This window comes from Belliella buryatensis, from assembly GCF_900188245.1.
In the GTDB taxonomy this organism is placed as follows: domain Bacteria; phylum Bacteroidota; class Bacteroidia; order Cytophagales; family Cyclobacteriaceae; genus Belliella; species Belliella buryatensis.
Map to the genome: position 1 here is coordinate 1 of NZ_FZOK01000009.1, position 19,336 is coordinate 19,336.

Below are 19,336 nucleotides of genomic sequence, written 5' to 3' on the forward strand. Positions count from 1 at the left end.
TCTTCAGAAAATCTCCTTTGGGAATTAATCCTTTTTCCAGTCTTTAACATCTAATTTAAGGGTTAAAAACGGTCAACCTATTTCAGGGAATGACATAAAAGGGAAACCACAAATTACACGAATTGAACTAATTAAATAAACTATTTTAGGTTTGGGGGGAAAGAGTTAATTGACGAAGTTCAAATTAGCTTGAGGTTTTTTTATTTGTAGCGCTGAAGCGCTGGGATTGACACGAATGGATCTCGCAGAACTTGTCCTGATACGGGAGGGCGCGGAGGGGCAAAGAATTAAGAGGGTAAAGGGTAAAGGGTACGAAGTACAAAGTACAATGAACCAAGTAAAGGAGGAAGGGGGAATGAGGGGAAGGAATTTGATTTACAAGCTATAGCTTTTAACTTGTGAATATGAAGATCAACCTAGAAGAGAAATATTCCAAAATTGCAGGTTACTGGCATCCGCATATCATTGGAGCATTGAATGACAATTATGTCAAACTTGCCAAGCTAAAAGGGGATTTGGTGTGGCATAGTCATCAGGAGGAAGATGAGATGTTTGTGGTGATTAGTGGTACTTTGATGATGGATTTCAGAGATGGAAAGACGATTGCGACAAAACCTGGAGAAATCCTGATTGTCGCCAAAGGGGTAGAACACCGACCTTGGACCCAAGACGAGGAGGTACGGGTGATGCTTATCGAACCCAAATCAACCTTACACACAGGGGATATCAAAGTTGCCCAAACAGTGGAGAATTTGAAGTGGATTTGAGTCTCACCCGAATCCTCCCCCCGCAATTCTACGGGACACGACTAACGGGAGTCAAGTGCACAGATTTTTCAGACTTTATTTTTACCACAGAACCTGTCCCGTGACCATCAAGATGAACATGGTGAATTTTAGATTTTAGATGGTAGAATTCAGATTTAGGGGTATTGTAGTTTTATGGGGTTTGGTTGAATTGATTACTTTTCTGAGACAGTAGGTTTTAGGGGTTCCACAGAGTTTCGCTGAGGAGTCGCTGAGGTTCACAGAGTTTTTTTTTGATTTGGGGAAATTGGATTTGCTTAATGTAAGTCTTTTTGGGAAAGGGTTGAAATCATCTTTACAGCATAGTATGGTGTGGTCTTGTGCGAGATTCGTATAAATTTTTTCTTGGGTTTGAATAGCTAGGATTCAATTAGTATGTATGTTTGATATGGTTTTAATACAAAGTAAATATGGAGATGATACGGAGTAGATTCCAATGGATCTCCGATTATCTATGCTTAGAAGTCCAATTAAGGGTAAGTTTAAGATCAAGGGTTTGTAAGGTTCGGACTGTGAATATTGTACATAGCTAAGGAGTAATTTCGTCTTATTCCTTATTAATTGGGTTGTATATTTATTTTCTGAAAAACAGCAGTGTAATGGACTTAGAGGAACTGAATCGGCAGATAGCCAAGTTAATGGAAGAACAAAACAGGCGCGCTATTCCTGAATTTGAGGGTTATTCTCCTTATGAGATGAATAATATCTTGCATGATACATTTGGTGTAAATAGTCCTATTCAATTACAAAAGCTGAGTTCTGAGGATTATAATCAGATTCCGATGCTTCAGCAGGTCAAATACTTGTGCAGGATCATTGAAAAGGCGGGTTCCTTAAAACTCACTTCAAAGGGTTTTTTGCCAACAAAGGTTGTAGCTGAGCTTTATGCACAAGGGTTTATCAAAGATGATTTTATCGATGAGGGCCATTACAAGCTCTATAAGGAGACAGATTCTAATTCCATTCACTTGACGAGGATATTGATTGAGCTGACGGGGATTGCCAAGAAGCGTTTGGGAAAATTATCCCTTACAAAAAATGGTCAGAAGGTGTTGAAAGACGATTTTGAGTTATTCAAACTTCTGCTTGATACTTTTAGGAATAAGTATAATTGGGGTTATTTTGATGGATATGATGAAAGGCCGATTGGTCCTTTGGGGTTTGGATTTACTTTGATTCTATTGTCCAAGTATGGAGGAAAGCCACGCTCTGATGTTTTCTATGCGGAGAAATATTTGAAAGCTTTTCCCGCTTTGCTCGATGGATTAAATCCGGGTTACACTACCGTGGAGAAATATGCTGCAAATTGTTATTCGATTAGAACTTTTGATCGCTTTATGAATTATTTTGGTTTGGTAGCGCTTGAAAAGGAAGGTGCCATCATCAAGAGGATAGCCACTATCCAAAAAACCCCACTGCTGGATAAGTTATTTAAGATTAAGGCGCCAGAAGGGAGGTAGTAGGTGGGTATGAATAAGCAAGAAAAAATCACTTACCTGAAAGCTTATTTGGATAAGCCTGAAGAATCGTATGCTGAAAGTTTTAAATGGGAAATCGGGATGATCCTTGGAGATTTTGACGAATCCAATCCCAACTTAAGATTTTTGGAAAACTTATCAGACGAAGCTGCCATTAATGCATTTGTAGACCGGTTGACATCTCGAATTGTGATGAAGTACGATCCGGAATGGGAAAGCTTGGGAGATTTTTTCTGGGATTATGTGGCGAATGGGTAAGCCGAAGCTATCTTTTCAAACTTTTCAATAATGGCTTCTTTTGCTTTTGGTATAGCTTCTTTTTTAAATGGAACTCCTACCATAACAACCATATTTGAAAAATTCATTTGAGAGAAAGAATAATCAATATGCGAAACTTCTATTTTATTGGAAGGATAACACAAAAAACCAACTTTCTGATTTGCATTATTAAATGAACTGTATGCAAGAATCTGATGTAGGTCTTTTCTATGTTCTTCTTTCAAATTTTCATTATGGTCAAATTTATTGTAGAAATGTGACTTGTATTTCGCATCTATAAAAATCACTTGGTCATCCTTTATCAATACTCCGTCTGGCTCTAAGTTATTTAAGTTCCATTGGAATCTCTTCTTAGTATTAGAGTAGATCTTTAGGTTCGTAATAAATTTACCTCCTATCGATTTGGCAACTTCTTTAAAGATATACTGAATAAACTTTTCAAAAACATCAGCAAAGTCTACCCTCCATGCTGTTCCATCGATTAAATTGAAACTTAGAATTCTATTAGCAATTTGCTTTGCTTCTTTTATCGTCACACCATCCACATTCTTTACTTGGATTTTTGAGGTGATTTTAGGCTTGTGGAAATATAACCTTTCATCCAAAAATGAAATTCTTTTTGAAATTGCAGTCCTAATACTTATAGGTGTATTGGAGCTTAATAATTCTGATTTGCACAAATCGTAAACAAACCTGATTTCACTAAATTCCAAGTGGAATTCGCTTAAAAAATTTTTTCTTATCGGGTAAACTAGACTCTGTTCAACTTTAAAACTATGGTTTGCATATTTATTCCAGTTTACTTGACCACTTGGTTGGGATGATTGAGTTTCCTTATTGTCAAATTTTCTCCAGTGCTGTTTAACTAGTTTTTCTAAAGCTGATATAAATTTTACAGCTTCTAAATATAGAGGTGGTCTAAAAGCTCTTTTAGAAGCCAAAGGGAGACTATCTATGAATTCAGGACTAATTTCATCACCCAGTAAGTCCAAAATTTCGACATACTCCTCAAATCGGTTAGTTCCCGTAAACCGAGGGGAAACAACAAAATCACCTATCTGTTTTCCTGTATCAGGGGCTCTAAGTGGGATAGTACCAATGAATTTAGAAGTTTTAAAAAAAATAGAAGCATTTAGATCCGATCCTTCAATATGGGCCTCTATTCCCAAAAAGCTGAATAGTTCTAAATTGTATTGGATAAATTTTTGCAAATAAAGACCAATGATCCTTTTATCGGCTCCTTTAAATACCTTTTTCTGTAATTCCCTACCGCTGATAGTTGAAGATCTTTCAGTTAAACAAGGAATTTCATGAAATAAGCCTTGGTCTTTTGTCATTCGAAAAGTGGTTGATTGATCCTATCCATAAAATAACTATTGAATTCTTCAATAGCAGAAGTCAACAACCCTTCTTGAAGGTACTCTCTGATCAAAGGGAAAATTTCATACCTGATTCTGTTCACCATTTCCTTATCAGAATCAGCAAGAAAATATCCTTGACCTGGCTGAAGGTTCAACTCATTAGATGTTGCATGCCAGTCAAAAATTTCAGCTATTTTGTTAAAGTCATTTTTGTAAAAATTTGAAGCTGAAATAGGTTTTGGCTTGACAGTATACCACGCAAAACGTCTCCTTAGAGCAAAATCAACTACTGCTAGGCTTCTGTCAGCAGTATTCATGGTAGCAATCACGTAGAAATTTGAGGGTAGCTCTTTTATTTCTAATTCCGGGGTAATCTGAATAGATACATCGGCATTTTTCATTTTATGTTCAAAGAGATAAAAAACTGGACCTAATACATTGGAAAGGTTTGCCCTATTTATTTCATCAATTATAAGAACTACTTTTTCACCGGGATTTTCTTTTGAATACAATACCGCCTCAGCAAGATTTCCCATCCTACCTTCATAAGTTAGGTCATCGCTGTTAAGGCTAGGTCATATGCCATAAATGAAATCAGAATATGTGGTCTCAGCATGAAATTGGGTGAAGAAACTCTTTGCCGATGATTTGGTCGCTATTTCTTTGGAAATTGTGGTCTTGCCTGTTCCGGGAGGGCCTTGAAGGATTACAAATCTTCTTTCTTTCAATAATTCGAAAATTAAATCTCGGTCATCCTCTAACTTTTCATTTTGAAATGGTTTTAAGGCTTTAGATATCGCATTTCTGTGATTTTGATTTGAAGGCCAATCTCTCACTTTTGCATAAGCTGCTAAAAAAGCCTTGATTCTTGATTTTCCACTTTCGCTAAGCGGGTTATGTATTACTTGACAAACAGGTAATACTTTGGTATAGGTCTTGATCGTTTTTTTTAAATGCTGAAGGTTTGGATTGGAAGTAATGCTTTTTGGTAATCCGGATTCAATATCACTAAAGTCATTTTTATAATATCCTTCATTATCAATAAGTTGAGAAAATAGTCTTCTCATTCCAGGTTTATTGGCGAGCTCAAGATCTTTTTTAAAACCGTTAGAGCCGATACCTAAACAAAGTAACCAAGGCTTTTCTTGGTCGGTAGGGAAGAGTGTGAATGAAAAATCATGAAATACACCTCTTTCTTCTTCATCTGGATGAAGAAAACCAAAAAAAGCTCCATTATCTTTCAATGCCTCTGATCCAGTGTTGTTTCTATACACATAAGATTTTGAGAATTCATTTTCATTATTTGCACCAAATTCAAGTGCCCATTCTTTAATAAGACTTACTACTTCTTCAATCATGCTTTTATAAAAATTTAGAATTCAAAAAAACTAACCATTGGCTTATCTAGTGCTTTAGCGATTTTGAAGACTGTTTCGATTGAAACATTCCTCTTACCATTTTCAATGTCAGAAATGTAGGTCCGGTCCAACTCAGCCAGTTCAGCGAGCTTTTCCTGAGAAACATTCTGACTTTTTCTGATGGCCTTTACTTTTTCACCGTAGGCAACTTTAATGTCCATCACGCAATTTGAAAAAATGTAGTCTATTGTACCACGGACTATAGTCTACAAAAAGAAGGGGTTTTATATATTTGTAAAATAATTTGTACTATGATAAACAAAATAACTCCTATTACAACTGAATACCTCACACCTTCAAAATCAATTGAGGTCCTTGAAGTGCTAAATTCGGGAAAAACTAAATTGGTGTTTATTTACAATTATGAAGGAAATCATTTCAGGTATTTTGATAGTTTAATTGGGTTGTTGCAGTTCTTTGAATTGGGTGTAGAACCAAAAATTGCTTTTGAAACAGAAAATGAAATGATTGATTATTTAAAGGATAATACTTATAATGTCCAATCCAAATAAAAAAACACCCACAGACTATCTTTTGCAAGATTTCCTGTGGGTGCTTTAAACGTTCTTGTTTAGTTTAGAAATTCAGAATTTTAATTATTCAAAGTTAACACCTATGTCTCCTTGTGCCACAATGGTTGCTAGTTCGGTAGCGCTCAAGTGCACATTGACATAGCCATCTACTGTAAGTATCTGGGCATAGTTGTAAGATGCTTCTCCATCCATCATGCCTTGTCTGGTATCGCTGATGCTCACTCCAGTAGCACCATTGACAGGATTGAAGGTGTACAAAATACCTCCACCTACAGCAGCACTGTTTTCATGGATATGTGCTGGGTGACTGCCATCAACAGGCGTTCCAACCAAAGTAATGGTTGCCAAGGCAAAGCCATTGATTCTTTCTTGGAAGGTAATCTCTCCAGAAATCCCCGCCACTGCTACCGCTGCAAGTGGGTAAGTCTGAGACACACCAGTCAGCTCGTTGGAACCAATATCCCCTTGGGCAACGATAGTCGCTAGCGCTTCTGCACTAAGGTGAACATTGACATAGCCATCTACTTCTAAGATTTCATCATAAGTATAACCTTCTTCACCATCCATCATGCCTTCACGCGTATCAGTCATACTCATACCTGTAGTGCCGTTTACTGGATTGAAAGTAAATAGAATTCCGCCACCGATGGCAGCTGAGTTGGCATGGATGTGTGCAGGATGCACGCCACCATCAGGTGTACCAGTCAAGCTGATCGTAGCCAACGCAAAGCCATTTCTTCTTTCTTCAAAGATAATCTCTCCAGAAATCCCATCTACATCTGCCTCATTGAGGGTATAGGTCTTGGTTTCACCAGTCAGTTCATTGGAGCCAATATCTCCTTGGGCTACGATAGTACCCAGATCATCGGCACTCAAATGCACATTGATATATCCATCAAAATCCAATAACTGATTGTAAGTCAATGAAGAGCCATCATCTTGTCTGGAAATGATGGTTTCGCTGATGCCAGTTGTACCATTCACAGGCGTTAGGGAAACTGCAATACCTCCGCCAGTTGCCGCGGAATTAAAATGAATATGTGCAGGATGCTGACCTCCATCAGGAGTACCTGAAAGTGTGATCGTTAGTTTGGTGCTACCTGTGGAGGTTTCTTCTAGTACGGCTGTGCCACTGATTCCAGGAACTGCCACTTCATCAAGGTCATAGGATTTAGACTGACCTGTCAATACTTCATCTGGATCTAATGCAGGCATGTCATCCTCCGTACAGGCTACAAAAATCAAGGCGGACATTAAGAGTAATGCACCTTGCTTGATTCGATTAATGATTAAACTATTTTTCATAATATATTTAGTTGGTTTGTAAAACTAACAGCACAAAAAGTTTATTGTTTGCGCTACTCGGAAAGAGGTACGAAGCAGATTGGCCATTTGGATTGATTAGGTCAAAAATTAAAATATGATTATACACAATGACACTAGGACGTAATTATAGCACAAAGAATTTTTTTTATTCAAAAACAACTCAGGACATTGCTGATAAATTTCTCGTCTTCTTCATGTAAATTTGAGATGAATATGAAAGCGATCAAAATATTTTCAATTGTTGGAATGATATGGGGCTTGACGGCCTGTGGAATTATGGGAGGATTTAATGAAGAAGGGCTAAAAGGGCGCTATGAGGGCACTTTTCAGCGAACCATAGATGGTAATTCGGAAGGCGAGGCTGAGGTTTGGATTGTCTTGGAAGGCGGCAATTTCAATGGTAGCAGCGAGCAACGCAACTTTCCAGCCATCTGTGCTGGCAGCTACAGCATCAGCCGAAGCACGATCAAGTTTTCGAATACCTGCTTTTTTACCGCTGATTTTGACTGGACTTTGATTTTGGCTGGTGACTTCAGGGTAGAGCGCTCTGGTGAGGAATTGATTCTCAGCAAAAGTGATGGGGTGACGGTGGATCGGTATAGGTTGGTGAGGAAGGATTGAAGGAGGTATGAAGGATGAGGGGAAAGAAAATGTTTAACTGCCCCGAAGGGTTGGGGATGCTTAACTGTTTAGGGTTAATTGTTAAACGTTAAGGGTTAAAGCGTTAATCGTGGGGGAATTGTGAATTTACTGGGTCCCTTCGTTGAACGGTTAACATTGAACGTTTAACGGAAAGAGCGTTGGGGGAGAGGAACAATTTAGCATCCCGTAATTCTTCGGGACAAGCCGAAGTGAGGCAGGCACGAAGCAGGCTCAAAGTAGATATACAGATTCATTTTTTTAATAATGGATTTTATTCGCTAATTTTCGAACTAGTTTAAATTTCAAAAAACTCTTTTGCCGTTGATTTTGCTTCTTCGGTTTGACCCACAGCTATGAAAGTTTCTGCAGAGCAGCCATTTGAGATCGTATATTCTCTTTTTAGTCATGAGTTCCTTGGGCTCCTATTTGAATCTTTTGTGATTCAATTGGATGAAAAGGGCAGGCTTTCGCTGGCCAATCAGAATATTTCCTCTGTCAATGCCAAGGAATTTGAAGCCGGACTGGACGAAACCGATTATCAGCTGATCAAAATGATGGATGAAATGCAGCAAGATGCCATCACCAAAAAGCTGAACACCAAAAAACTCAAAGCCAAGGAATACCTCCGTAAAATCTACGATCCCAAAACTGGAAATAAAGCTGCTCAGGAAATGTTGGAGCTCAAACTTGAGGGTTTGAGGTCAAAAATCCTTCCCAAACTCAAGGGCAAGCGACTTTTTGAAATGGCCAATGATGGCAATCCTATCTGGAAGGAAATCTGCGTAATGCCAGAGCCTGCCACCGTACTTTTTCACTTTAGGAGGAATGAAGAAAACACCCATTACTTCCCCACCCTCAAATACCGAGGAGAGAAACTGGAATGGCAGTATAAAAACGCCTATTTGGTCTGTCATGAGCCTGCTTGGCTGGTGGCTGATGGTGCACTATACCATTTTGCTAAGGGTGTAGATGGAAAAAAACTCAGCCCTTTTCTCAACAAGAAATTTATTGTCATCCCCAAAAAGGTGGAGCAGCAATATTATGAGAAGTTTGTCACCCAGCTAGTAGCTTCCTTTGATGTCTACGCCAAAGGCTTTGAGATCAAGGTAGAGCGCAATATTCCCGAACCTGTTCTCAGCCTGAGTGATTTGCCTGGCAGCCCTTCTATAGATCTATTTGGGAATAAGGAGGGAGATGGTGATGAGGATAAGATTGTCTTTGACCTGAAATTTCAATATGGAAATTATGCTTTCCGCTCAGATGACACTGCTCCCAATAATGTCAAACTGGAGCAAAATGGAGACGATTATACTTTCTACAAAGTAGTCCGTGATGGTGTCAAAGAAAAATCTTACGGAGATTACCTCAAGGACCTCGGTCTTCCTGTCAGGTCTTCTCGTTTTGCGCTGGAAAAGTCCAAGGCATTTGGCTGGATCAATTCCAATAGAGAAAAATTGGAAGAACAGGGCATTCGCATACAGCAGGCTACCAATGGTAAGGGAAAAAAATACTTTATCGGACATGCAGAAATATCCGTGGAAGTCACTGAAAACATCGACTGGTTTGATGTAAATGCCCTGATCAAGTTCGGGTCCTACAAAATCCCTTTTGCCAAAATCCGAAAACTACTCTTACAGGGTAAGTCTGAGTTTGAGTTGCCCAATGGAGAGATTGCGGTAATTCCAGATTCTTGGTTTGTGAATTATACGGAGATTTTCGCTTTTCTAGAAGACAATGAAAAAGTCCATGAAGAGGCTTTGATGCTGAAGAAGCACCATATTGCTTTGGCACAGGAATTACAATCGAGCAACTTGGTTCAACTCACCATGAGTCGCAAGTTGGAGAAATTGAGGGATTTTTCACAAATAGAAGACTTTGACTTGCCAAGTACTTTCCATGGAGAGCTTCGTCCTTATCAAAAAGCTGGTTACAATTGGTTGAGATTTTTGAATGAATACAGGTTTGGCGGTTGCTTGGCCGATGATATGGGTCTGGGTAAAACCGTGCAGACGCTGGCACTATTGGCTCACGAAAAAGAAGTGAACCCTGGAGCAACTTCCCTATTGGTCATGCCAACCTCCCTGATCTATAACTGGGAATTGGAGGCAAAGAAATTCACTCCTAACTTAAAAGTCCTTGTGTACACTGGCACGCAAAGAATCAAGGACAATACACGCTTTGCAAAATATGATTTGGTCTTGACTTCCTATGGAATCACCCGACTAGATGTGGATATCTTCAAAGGCTTTTATTTCAACTATGTGATTCTCGACGAATCTCAAGCCATCAAGAATCCGGGTAGCATCATTGCTAAAGCTGTCTGCGAACTCAACTGCCGCCATAAATTAATTTTGACTGGTACTCCTGTAGAAAACGGCACCATGGATCTATGGTCTCAGATGAATTTTATCAACACGGGACTTTTGGGCAATCAAAACATGTTCAAGAAACAGTTTTTGCTTCCTATAGAAAAGAAAAATGACATGGATAAGGCGGCAAAGCTGCACGCCATGATCAAGCCTTTTATCATGCGAAGGTTAAAAACCCAAGTGGCTACAGATCTACCTGAGAAGGTTATCAACGTAAAGTATTCATCCATGACAGAGTCTCAGGAAAAGGCTTACGAAGAGATTAAGAGTTATTACAGAGAGAAGATCGTCAGTGAGCTTTCTGTACCAGGGCTGAAAAATCAGCAGTTTACCCTACTGAGAGGCTTGACTCAGCTGAGACAAATCGCCAACCACCCTAGGCTGACCAATAAGGATTATGTAGGGGATTCTGGGAAGCTAGAGGATGTGATTCACATGCTTCACGAGACTGCGAGTGAGGGGCACAAGGTGCTGGTGTTTAGCCAATTTGTGAGGCATTTGGGAATTGTGCGGGAATTTCTCGATCAAGAAGGAATCAAGTATGCCTACCTTGATGGTTCTACCAAGGACAGGCAAGCGCAGGTAAAATCCTTCCAAGAAGATGAATCTGTTAAGATTTTCTTGATCTCCTTGAAGGCTGGAGGTGTCGGCTTGAACTTGACCAAGGCGGAATATGTATTCCTGCTTGACCCCTGGTGGAATCCTGCCGTGGAAGCTCAAGCTATAGATCGAGCACATAGAATAGGTCAAGAAAATAAAGTGATCATCTATAAGTTTATCACCCGCAATAGTGTAGAAGAAAAAATCATGGCTTTGCAAGAGCGAAAAATGGCGCTGGCAGGAGAACTGATCAGCACGGAAGAGAGCTTTATGAAGAGCCTCAACAAGGAAGATATTGAGGCATTGTTGGCATAGAATGCTTTATTAATTGTGGATAAGTTTGCCAAAATATACCATTATTTCAATGTCTTATCCTTAGATGTAGTCTTGGGTGCTTTGGCTGGCATGTACTTTTTTGCCCATCTGCTTGGCGTCAAATTGAATCAGGAAGTTTACTTGTTGCTAGCGTTGACGGTGTGGATTATCTACACCTTAGATCATTTGATGGATGCTATGAAAGCCAAAGGAGGTCCAAGTTCATTGAGACATGCTTTTCATTTAAAGCATAGAAGAGTCATTCAATCCTTCCTGATTTTAGCTTTTGTGTTTGTAGTTATCCTGCTCTTTTGGAAAAAAGACCTACATATCTTGATTAAGCCAGGTTTGATCTTAGCTTTCAGTTTGGCACTTGTGTTGGGTTTGGTCATTATGTTGAAAAAGCGTCTGGCATTCTTGAAAGAATTTTTGATTGCTACCTTTTATGTGTTGGGAATAGCGCTGGCTCCATTTGTCTATGTGGATAAGTTGATACCTGTAGAAACCTACTACATAGCTGGCTTTTACTTTCTTATCGCCTATATCAATTTGCTGGTTCTATCCCAAATGGATAGGGCTATAGATCAAAAAGATGGGTATGGGTCAGTAAGCATGTGGCTCAATGAAAAAATGCTCAGCCGTATGATTCTTCTATTGATTGGTGTTGCTTTACTGTATGGATTGATGCTATTAGTTTTCCTCCGTTCCTACTATCACATTTACACTGGGATCTTGCTGATGATACTTTTTATCCATTTGGAATCTTTTTTAAAGTCCAGCAGCAATGAATTGAGCAAAAGGAGGATGATGGAGTTGAGTTTTGTATTGCCCTTTTTGCTTGTACTTTTCTTGTAACATTTGAGATATTCACTACATTTATAAGTATAGACTAATCTCAAAAACATGAAACAACTCTTCCTACTATTAGGCATCAAGTCTGTAATTTTTCATGAGGACTATTATGTTGAAATGACTGCAACTAAGATTGAGCCTAAGAAGTTGGAACAAGCCCTGTTTGATATTGAAAAAATCTTAGAAATCAACTAAACTATGACGAGTACCAAGTCAGTATACAAGCAATTTAGAGTCCTCAAAACGTTTTATAGTTTTTTTGCGCCAGCAAGTCTTACTTTGACTGTGGTTTGTTGGTCAGTTATTTATTTCTCTGGCCTTGCTGCATTTGGACTGCTTTTTTGGCTGAAGGTACTGACTTTAGGTTTGATCTATTTTTTCGTAAATGAAGACATTAGTAGACATTTTTATTATTTCCAAAATCTTGGTTATAGTAGAAAGCAATTGTGGGCTTGGAGCCTAGGTTTTGACTTTGGGCTTTTCATCATTGGCTATTTGATCATACTATGGATAGGATAAATCACGTCTTAGAAGTAGATGGCGTATTGCTGAATTACGGAACAAATAGGGTATTACAAAACATTTACTTGAAATGTCAAACAGGACAGGTAACTGGACTACTTGGTAGAAATGGTTGCGGCAAATCTTCTCTCATGAGGATCATGTTTGGTGAACCAATAGCTATGGATAAGTCAGTAAGAATTGATGGAATGAGCCTCTTAGGTGAATATAGGCATCCTAGTGACATGAGATATCTCCCACAACAGAAATTTATCCCCAATAAACTATCCCTTGATCGGGTATTAGCAGACTTTGAGTTGGAAAAATCTGAGTTGATTGCCTACTTTCCTGAGTTTGGGAATTTCCCAAATTTGACAATCAACCAGCTATCGGGTGGTTGGCAAAGAATATTAGAGGTGTATCTTATACTAAGATCAAAAAGTAAGTTTGTCTTATTGGACGAGCCTTTTACGCATATTATGCCACTCCATGTAGAGACAATCAAAGATTTGATCCTACAAGAAAAACCCAATAAGGGTATTTTGATCTCTGACCATTTGTATCAACATACCATGGATATCTCTGACCAAGTTTATATGATCAATAATGGTAGGTCATTCCCTATCAAAAGTGTCGAAGAACTTCATGATCAAGGATACATTAGGGCGTGCTGAAAAACGCCAAATAGAGCATAAATTCTTAAAATTGTCAAGAATATCTCAATTAACAAGTATTATCTTTTTAAGCGGGTGCAAGCTTAATCAACGATCTAGCTTGATTTCCGTGCTCCTTAAAATTTCAAAACTCGAAATTTTAAGGCTAGCCTCAGGCATACCATCTTCTTCATTGGGCTCATTCGAAGTATAAGCATACATCTTCATTCGCCCGCTTTGAACCTGGCATACCTGAGACTTTTTCAGCAAGCCCTACATTAGGTTGGGCTAGGGTTATTGTCACCCTCCAAGCTCCTCAATATTGCCTATTCTTTACAATCAAACCTTGAATGATTGTGTCAAAATAAGCTCCATTTCCTGGACCAAACCAATTCATGGCACTGACTTCATGATAGTCATAATCGTAATATTCATCTGGAGTAATGTATCCTATATATGAGCCATTGAATGTTGTGACCATCAAATTTAATCCGTGACTTTTTGCCAAAACTTCCCAACCTGCCATCCATACGCCTGATATTTCTCCACTACTACTGATCAATAGTGTATTCCCAATCAAGACCACATCAAAATGTGGCTTGATCTCTCCAAATGCAAAGTTGAACAAGGCTGGCTTCAATTTTATATTTTTCCCAAGGCGATATTGAGGCTTACGCAATTCAATTGGAAGCAATGTAAATGACAGGCGATTCGAATTGACTAAAGTCAATCTTTTTACATGCTTCAAAGATTGTTGATAAAGTGCATCGGCGTAAGCCTTCGTGTCTTCAGGCAAATTTCCAGGTCTATTTGGTCCATGACTACCAACAGTACCAGCAGCAAACAATGCAAAATCATAGATTTGACTTTCTAGGTTTTCCATCAAGTAATGTGGATAATCTCCGGAAAGCCCCATAAAGTTCCTTGCCAATGTGGTGGAGTGGGCACTAAAAGTTAGAAATGTACCTCTTTTTCCGTCTTTTTTCTGAAAGATCAATTGTCGTACATAAGGGTCTACAGGGTCTTCCCTGACAAATCTATTGTAAACAAGCGTGTCAGTCTCTGCGATTTGGAAGTTGATAAAGGCTGTATCTTGTTCCACCAAAGCCATCTGTAAACCTTCCAAGGTCTGCTCAGTTAAAAAATCCACAATTTCCTGATCAAAACCACCAAAGGCAAGTTTGCCCATCAAACCTGGAATATATCCTCCAATTCCACTATGCGTGTGGGTAGCTGTGAAATACAAGTTATCCACAGGAAGCTTTGATTTATTGACAGCCTCTCTGATACTCGCTGCCAAATAGGGGTGAATAATTAAAAGTTCATAATTGAGAAATGCGATGTTTTGCTCACCATTTCCTATAATTAGAGACCGAATGAAACTGCTATCTTGAACAAATTCATAATTCCCTCTTGGTGCATACCCAACCAAGGAAGCCCCTTTCTCTGGGGTAGCATTGACTTTTGACCAGCCTACAAACCAAGTGGTACCATCGCTGATATCAGGTGTCAGACTATCTAGTTGAGCAAGCGTGTTGATATAAAACCTCTGATGCTCAATAGGACTTCTGTCTATGCTATCTGTCAGGCTAATTGCCAGGAGCAAGACGATAAAAATCGCTATAAAAACACCTGAAACAGCTTTTTGGAATTTTGCCATAGACTTATCCACATCTCCATTTCAGAAGATTTTATTCGTATTCATAAGTCCCGTGTGCACCTTGCACAGTTACTTTCTTCCCTTCATGAGGAGTAACTCTACCTATGATTTTAGCTTCTACGCCAAAGCCCTCAGCAATATCAATGATCTCTTCCGCATAGCGCTCTTCTAGATAGATTTCCATACGATGTCCCATATTGAAGACCTTATACATTTCCTTCCAGTCAGTTTTACTTTCTTCTTGGATTATTTTGAATAAAGGCGGCGTTTCAAAAAGATTATCCTTCATCACATGTACATTATCCACAAAATGAAGCACTTTGGTCTGTGCGCCTCCACTACAATGAACGATTCCGTGAATCTGCGGTCTAAGGTACTTGAGGACATCAACCATGATCGGCGCATAAGTTCGTGTAGGTGAAAGCACTAGTTTGCCGATATCCACAGCAGTGCCAGGAGCAGGGTCCGTAAGGTTGTATTTCCCTGAATACACCAAGTCATCTGGAACTGCGGGATCAAAGCTTTCAGGATAATTAGTTTTCAAGACTTTTGAAAACACATCATGGCGCGCAGAAGTGAGGCCATTGCTGCCCATACCGCCATTGTATTCAGTTTCATAGGTAGCTTGTCCATAGGAGGAAAGTCCTACGATGACATCTCCGCCCCGAATTTTGTCATTGGAGATTACTTCGTCCCTTCGCATTCTACAAGTGACCGTACTATCCACGATGATGGTTCTCACCAAATCACCCACATCGGCTGTTTCACCACCAGTAAGTACCACATTTACACCATTATCTCTGAGCATTTGGAGCACTTCTTCTGTGCCATTGATGATGGCTGATATCACTTCCCCAGGTACAAGGTTTTTATTTCTACCGATGGTTGATGAAACGAGGATATTGTTGATCGCCCCGACGCAAAGCAAGTCATCTGTATTCATGATGATCGCGTCTTGGGCAATACCTTTCCATACGCTCAGGTCGCCTGTTTCCTTCCAATACATGTATGCAAGAGCGGATTTTGTTCCGGCTCCATCTGCGTGCATGATGTTACAGAATTCGGGGTCATTCCCTAAAGTGTCTTCGACGATTTTACAGAAAGCTTTCGGATAAAGGCCTTTGTCAAGCTTGGAAATTGCTTGGTGTACATCTTCTTTGGAGGCAGAAACACCACGCTGCATATACCTTTCGTTCATTGGGGCTAATGGGGTTGGTTATATGGAAGACAAAGGTAAGGAATATCAAGGGGAAAGGAATGAAATTTTTGATCAGAAGGACACAAATGGATTATAAAGTCTAATTTTACAAGATGATTACAGAGATTGATTTTGAATTACTACAAAAAGAGCTTGCTCAGGCAAAGAAGAAAGCTACTGCCTTATCCTTGATCCGCTTGTTCCTATTTTTTCTGATTTTGGCGATTGCAATTGTTGGATTGAGCGAAATCAGACTCTTGCTTTTGAGCCTACCAGTTGCTTTAGGATTTTTTGTGTTTTTGATCATTCAGTTTAATCAACAAAAAGACAAGGAAGCCTTCATCAAACAATTGATGCAAATGGAGCTTGAAGCAAAGAAAAGAAAGGCTCGTGACCTCAATCTTTTCCGCTCTGGCGAGCGATATCAAGACAAAAACCACCCTTTTGCTAACGACTTAGATCTATTTGGAGAGCATTCTCTATTTCAATTGCTAAATCATACCGTCAATCAGGAAGGGGAATCCCTATTGGTGGATTGGATGAAAAGTCCCATCAATTCGGTCAAGGCCAAAGTAAGATTTGAGGCGATCAAAGAGTTAAGTGAAAAGCAACAATTTTTGAAAAAATTTGAGGCTTTGGGACGAGCATTTATTGGAAAAGAAAAATCAAAAAAGGACTTTTACCATTGGTTGGAAAAACCACAGATATGGAAATCTTGGCAATTCCTTCCCATGATTCTTGGCCCAATTGGGGGTCTAGGTATACTGGCAGGAACATTGTTTTTTGAGTTGCCTTATGGTTGGATTGGGGTTTGGATCATCCTAGGCATGGTATTTTTGGGTTTGGTTTTTCAATCGCTTCAAGAAGCTGCGCAAGTCATGCCTAACGAAGGGGATGTTAAAACTTTCGGACTTTGGTCCGCTATTTTGGTAAATGAAAAGTTTGAGGGTGCTTATCTAAAGCGCTTACAGCATGATTTCAAAAATCAAGAAGTAGCAGCACCAGAGGTTTTGAAGTCGCTAGAACAAAAGACCTTTATGATCCAAAACAGGTTCAATTTGGTCTATCTGATATTTAATCTACTTTTTTGGACAGACTTTTTTTTGTGGTGGAGGCTGCTGGTTTGGAAAAATAAGAATGCACAATACTTACAAACTTGGGAAGGCTCCCTTACAGAATGGCAGGTATTGATTTCCTTAGGAGCTTTTACTTCAGAAGAGGGCTTGGTTCAAACCATTGACTGGACAAATGAAGACTTGATTGAGGTAAAAAACATCAAACACCCGCTACTTCATCCAGAGAAAGCTGTTGGAAATGATTTTAGTATGGATGCTAAAAACCAGATTGTCCTTCTAACGGGAGCCAATATGTCGGGAAAAACCACCTTTATGCGTACTTTGGGAATTAACTTAGTCTTGGTAAACTTGGGTTTGAGTCCGTTTGCTTCATTTTTCCGTTGTGGTCATTTTCAATTATTCACCAGCATGCGCAATAGTGACAACCTAGGAGAAAGTGTAAGTTCTTTTTATGCTGAGTTGGCAAGAATAAAGTTACTTTTAGATACTGCTTCAGAGGGTATCAAAGTCTTTTTCCTGTTAGATGAAATATTGAAAGGAACCAATACTGAGGATCGCATCATGGGTTCGGAAGCTCTGATCAAACAGTTGGCGGCCGCAGGGGGGAAAGGAATTATTTCAACCCATGACATCGAATTGAGTACTTTAGAATCAAAACTTAAGTATTTGAAAAACAAAAGTTTCCACTCTGAAATCTTAGATCAAGAGATTCATTTTGACTATACGATCAAGGATGGACCCTGTCCAAGTTTCAATGCTCACAAATTAATGGAGCTAATGGGTATAAGGTTCAGTTGATTTGTAGGTGTTGGCATAGTAGTTGTTTAACCATAAGAAAATCAATTATTTACTTAAACCAACTAGCTATGAATTCTTTATTGTATTTGATCGCACTGATCTTGTTTATCGGATGGATCTTCGGTTTCTTTGTTTATAGTATCGGTGGCCTGATTCACATTTTACTGGTATTGGCGGTCGTTTCGGTACTGCTGAGGTTGATCGGCGGTCGTTCTGTATAGATAATCGCACATTGATTCATTATATCAAGCCCCACTTAGGGGCTTTTTTTGTAAAGGTTATCATGCCTGTTCTTTTTTCCTTATTTTTGAGCATCAAAACCAAATCAAAGTGCAGGAAAACTATCAGCAAAAAACATTAGGAATCTTAGGTGGTGGTCAATTGGGCCGTATGCTCATCCAATCTGCCATCAATTATAATATTGATATTCACATCTTGGATCCAGACGCCAACGCACCCTGCAAGGCTATTGCACATCAATTTACTCAAGGGTCATTGACTGATTTTGATACGGTTTATAGTTTTGGCCAAGCTTGTGATGTGATTACCATAGAGATTGAAAATGTCAACACTGATGCACTACAAAAATTAGCTGATGAAGGTAAGGAAGTGTTTCCTCAACCACACTTGATCAAGCTGATACAAGACAAAAGAGAACAAAAGCAATTTTATAAAGAAAAAGGCATACCTACGGCGAAATTTATCCTCACCGCCAATAAGGATGAGGTAATTGCCAATGCAGATTTTTTACCTGCTGTGAACAAACTAGGAAGGGAAGGCTATGATGGTCGAGGAGTCCAGTTATTAAGAACAACAGCAGATTTAGAGAAGGCCTTTGAAGCACCAGGCCTATTGGAAAAATTGATTGATTTTGATAAAGAACTTGCTGTGATTGTAGCGAGAAACAAGCGGGGTGAATTGATCGCTTATCCAGCAGTAGAATGTGCCTTTCATCCGACAGCCAATTTAGTAGAATTTCTTTTTGCTCCTGCCACGGTCAGCTCAGAGATTGAAGCAAGTGCCAAGCAAGTAGCTTTACGAGTGATTGAATCATTGGACTTGGTGGGTATTTTGGCAGTAGAGTTATTCGTGACCAAAGGAGGGGATATTCTTGTCAACGAGATTGCACCTCGACCACACAACTCAGGCCATCATACCATAGAAGCGAATTTCACTTCTCAATTTGAGCAACACATAAGGGCTGTGATGAACATGCCACTAGGAAATACAGAGTTGAGGAGTGCTGCTGCGATGGTCAATCTCTTGGGAGAGGAAGGTTACACTGGTGATGCTATTGTCGAAGGGCTCGATGATGCGCTGGCAGAAAAGGGCGTGTATGTACATCTCTATGGAAAGAAAACGACCAAACCCTTTAGGAAAATGGGGCATGTGACATTATTGGATGAAGACCTAGGCCAATTGAAGCGCCGAGCGATGGAAATCAAGGAAAAAATCAAGATAAAAGCATAAC

At 39.4% G+C, this 19,336-nt stretch carries 18 protein-coding genes and 1 pseudogene; 13 read left to right on the forward strand and 6 right to left on the reverse strand.

The annotated features are described in order from the left end of the window. Positions 1-404: 404 nt before the first annotated feature. From CHB66_RS10170 to CHB66_RS10180, 3 genes are all read left to right on the forward strand, one after another. Positions 405-767, forward strand: coding sequence for a cupin domain-containing protein (locus tag CHB66_RS10170; protein ID WP_089240559.1), 363 nt, complete (start codon positions 405-407; stop codon positions 765-767). Positions 768-1,405: 638 nt separating this feature from the next. Continuing rightward, the gene (locus CHB66_RS10175; protein ID WP_089240561.1) at positions 1,406-2,266 is read left to right on the forward strand and encodes a hypothetical protein; all 861 of its coding nucleotides are present in this window, start codon (positions 1,406-1,408) and stop codon (positions 2,264-2,266) included. Positions 2,267-2,275: 9 nt separating this feature from the next. Beyond that, on the forward strand, positions 2,276-2,542 hold the full coding sequence (locus tag CHB66_RS10180) for a hypothetical protein (protein ID WP_089240563.1): 267 nt from the start codon (positions 2,276-2,278) through the stop codon (positions 2,540-2,542). On the opposite strand, the gene CHB66_RS10185 is transcribed toward CHB66_RS10180, so the two are convergent. The 3 genes and pseudogenes from CHB66_RS10185 to CHB66_RS10195 all read right to left on the reverse strand — a co-directional run bounded on the left by CHB66_RS10185 (position 2,524) and on the right by CHB66_RS10195 (position 5,503). Further along, positions 2,524-3,900, reverse strand: coding sequence for an McrC family protein (locus CHB66_RS10185; protein ID WP_089240565.1), 1,377 nt, complete (start codon positions 3,898-3,900; stop codon positions 2,524-2,526). The two genes, CHB66_RS10180 and CHB66_RS10185, sit on opposite strands and share 19 nt — an antisense overlap. Then, positions 3,897-5,282, reverse strand: a pseudogene (locus CHB66_RS17205) (McrB family protein). The gene CHB66_RS10185 and the pseudogene CHB66_RS17205 overlap by 4 nt, the downstream one beginning before the upstream one ends. A 14-nt stretch (positions 5,283-5,296) precedes the next feature. Beyond that, positions 5,297-5,503: a helix-turn-helix domain-containing protein gene (locus CHB66_RS10195; RefSeq protein ID WP_089240567.1), complete on the reverse strand. Its 207-nt coding sequence runs from the start codon at positions 5,501-5,503 to the stop codon at positions 5,297-5,299. 90 nt (positions 5,504-5,593) lie between these two features. On the opposite strand from CHB66_RS10195, the gene CHB66_RS10200 reads away from it, so the two are divergent. Next, positions 5,594-5,854, forward strand: coding sequence for a hypothetical protein (locus CHB66_RS10200; protein ID WP_245812700.1), 261 nt, complete (start codon positions 5,594-5,596; stop codon positions 5,852-5,854). 84 nt (positions 5,855-5,938) lie between these two features. Here the strand turns inward: CHB66_RS10200 and CHB66_RS10205 are convergent, their stop codons facing one another. Further along, positions 5,939-7,180, reverse strand: coding sequence for a CHRD domain-containing protein (locus CHB66_RS10205; RefSeq protein ID WP_212668456.1), 1,242 nt, complete (start codon positions 7,178-7,180; stop codon positions 5,939-5,941). A 234-nt stretch (positions 7,181-7,414) separates the two neighbouring features. Between CHB66_RS10205 and CHB66_RS10210 the strand changes: the two genes are divergently transcribed. From CHB66_RS10210 to CHB66_RS10230, 6 genes are all read left to right on the forward strand, one after another. Continuing rightward, a complete protein-coding gene (locus CHB66_RS10210; protein WP_076498241.1) occupies positions 7,415-7,822 on the forward strand; it encodes a hypothetical protein in 408 nt (135 codons plus the stop codon). Positions 7,823-8,196: 374 nt separating this feature from the next. Continuing rightward, positions 8,197-11,127 carry a DEAD/DEAH box helicase gene (locus CHB66_RS10215; RefSeq protein WP_089240569.1) on the forward strand — a complete coding sequence of 977 codons (2,931 nt, stop codon included), beginning with the start codon at positions 8,197-8,199 and terminating at the stop codon, positions 11,125-11,127. 15 nt (positions 11,128-11,142) lie between these two features. Further along, complete coding sequence (locus CHB66_RS10220) at positions 11,143-11,982, forward strand: hypothetical protein (RefSeq protein ID WP_089240571.1); 840 nt, start codon at positions 11,143-11,145, stop codon at positions 11,980-11,982. Between the two features lie 48 nt (positions 11,983-12,030). Continuing rightward, a complete protein-coding gene (locus CHB66_RS16980; RefSeq protein WP_170932470.1) occupies positions 12,031-12,174 on the forward strand; it encodes a hypothetical protein in 144 nt (47 codons plus the stop codon). Between the two features lie 3 nt (positions 12,175-12,177). Beyond that, positions 12,178-12,498 carry a hypothetical protein gene (locus tag CHB66_RS10225; protein ID WP_089240573.1) on the forward strand — a complete coding sequence of 107 codons (321 nt, stop codon included), beginning with the start codon at positions 12,178-12,180 and terminating at the stop codon, positions 12,496-12,498. Next, positions 12,486-13,154, forward strand: coding sequence for an ATP-binding cassette domain-containing protein (locus CHB66_RS10230; RefSeq protein ID WP_089240575.1), 669 nt, complete (start codon positions 12,486-12,488; stop codon positions 13,152-13,154). The genes CHB66_RS10225 and CHB66_RS10230 overlap by 13 nt, the downstream gene beginning before the upstream one ends. Before the next feature lie 295 nt (positions 13,155-13,449). Here CHB66_RS10230 and CHB66_RS10235 read toward each other — a convergent pair whose 3' ends face one another. Together CHB66_RS10235 and CHB66_RS10240 are read right to left on the reverse strand one after the other, a co-directional pair. Next, positions 13,450-14,793: a neutral/alkaline non-lysosomal ceramidase N-terminal domain-containing protein gene (locus CHB66_RS10235; protein WP_089240577.1), complete on the reverse strand. Its 1,344-nt coding sequence runs from the start codon at positions 14,791-14,793 to the stop codon at positions 13,450-13,452. A 31-nt stretch (positions 14,794-14,824) separates the two neighbouring features. Next, entirely contained in the window at positions 14,825-15,991 is a 1,167-nt protein-coding gene (locus CHB66_RS10240) for an AIR synthase related protein (RefSeq protein WP_089240579.1), read from the reverse strand. Between the two features lie 113 nt (positions 15,992-16,104). Between CHB66_RS10240 and CHB66_RS10245 the strand changes: the two genes are divergently transcribed. From CHB66_RS10245 to CHB66_RS10250, 3 genes are all read left to right on the forward strand, one after another. After that, entirely contained in the window at positions 16,105-17,865 is a 1,761-nt protein-coding gene (locus CHB66_RS10245; RefSeq protein WP_089240581.1) for a MutS-related protein, read from the forward strand. Between the two features lie 68 nt (positions 17,866-17,933). Then, the gene (locus CHB66_RS16805; RefSeq protein WP_141107389.1) at positions 17,934-18,086 is read left to right on the forward strand and encodes a lmo0937 family membrane protein; all 153 of its coding nucleotides are present in this window, start codon (positions 17,934-17,936) and stop codon (positions 18,084-18,086) included. 109 nt (positions 18,087-18,195) lie between these two features. Then, positions 18,196-19,335, forward strand: coding sequence for a 5-(carboxyamino)imidazole ribonucleotide synthase (locus tag CHB66_RS10250; protein WP_089240583.1), 1,140 nt, complete (start codon positions 18,196-18,198; stop codon positions 19,333-19,335). Position 19,336: the final 1 nt, after the last annotated feature.

What these genes read in the sequence shown, in the direction of transcription:
- CHB66_RS10240 (WP_089240579.1), bottom strand. Translation starts at nt 15,991, where the DNA reads ATGAACGAAAGGTATATGCAGCGTGGTGTTTCTGCCTCCAAAGAAGAT.
- CHB66_RS16980 (WP_170932470.1), top strand. Translation starts at nt 12,031, where the DNA reads ATGAAACAACTCTTCCTACTATTAGGCATCAAGTCTGTAATTTTTCAT.
- CHB66_RS10225 (WP_089240573.1), top strand. Translation starts at nt 12,178, where the DNA reads ATGACGAGTACCAAGTCAGTATACAAGCAATTTAGAGTCCTCAAAACG.
- CHB66_RS10235 (WP_089240577.1), bottom strand. Translation starts at nt 14,793, where the DNA reads ATGGCAAAATTCCAAAAAGCTGTTTCAGGTGTTTTTATAGCGATTTTT.
- CHB66_RS16805 (WP_141107389.1), top strand. Translation starts at nt 17,934, where the DNA reads ATGAATTCTTTATTGTATTTGATCGCACTGATCTTGTTTATCGGATGG.
- CHB66_RS10245 (WP_089240581.1), top strand. Translation starts at nt 16,105, where the DNA reads ATGATTACAGAGATTGATTTTGAATTACTACAAAAAGAGCTTGCTCAG.
- CHB66_RS10185 (WP_089240565.1), bottom strand. Translation starts at nt 3,900, where the DNA reads ATGACAAAAGACCAAGGCTTATTTCATGAAATTCCTTGTTTAACTGAA.
- CHB66_RS10205 (WP_212668456.1), bottom strand. Translation starts at nt 7,180, where the DNA reads ATGAAAAATAGTTTAATCATTAATCGAATCAAGCAAGGTGCATTACTC.
- CHB66_RS10175 (WP_089240561.1), top strand. Translation starts at nt 1,406, where the DNA reads ATGGACTTAGAGGAACTGAATCGGCAGATAGCCAAGTTAATGGAAGAA.
- CHB66_RS10170 (WP_089240559.1), top strand. Translation starts at nt 405, where the DNA reads ATGAAGATCAACCTAGAAGAGAAATATTCCAAAATTGCAGGTTACTGG.
- CHB66_RS10195 (WP_089240567.1), bottom strand. Translation starts at nt 5,503, where the DNA reads ATGGACATTAAAGTTGCCTACGGTGAAAAAGTAAAGGCCATCAGAAAA.
- CHB66_RS10180 (WP_089240563.1), top strand. Translation starts at nt 2,276, where the DNA reads ATGAATAAGCAAGAAAAAATCACTTACCTGAAAGCTTATTTGGATAAG.
- CHB66_RS10210 (WP_076498241.1), top strand. Translation starts at nt 7,415, where the DNA reads ATGAAAGCGATCAAAATATTTTCAATTGTTGGAATGATATGGGGCTTG.
- CHB66_RS10215 (WP_089240569.1), top strand. Translation starts at nt 8,197, where the DNA reads ATGAAAGTTTCTGCAGAGCAGCCATTTGAGATCGTATATTCTCTTTTT.
- CHB66_RS10230 (WP_089240575.1), top strand. Translation starts at nt 12,486, where the DNA reads ATGGATAGGATAAATCACGTCTTAGAAGTAGATGGCGTATTGCTGAAT.
- CHB66_RS10200 (WP_245812700.1), top strand. Translation starts at nt 5,594, where the DNA reads ATGATAAACAAAATAACTCCTATTACAACTGAATACCTCACACCTTCA.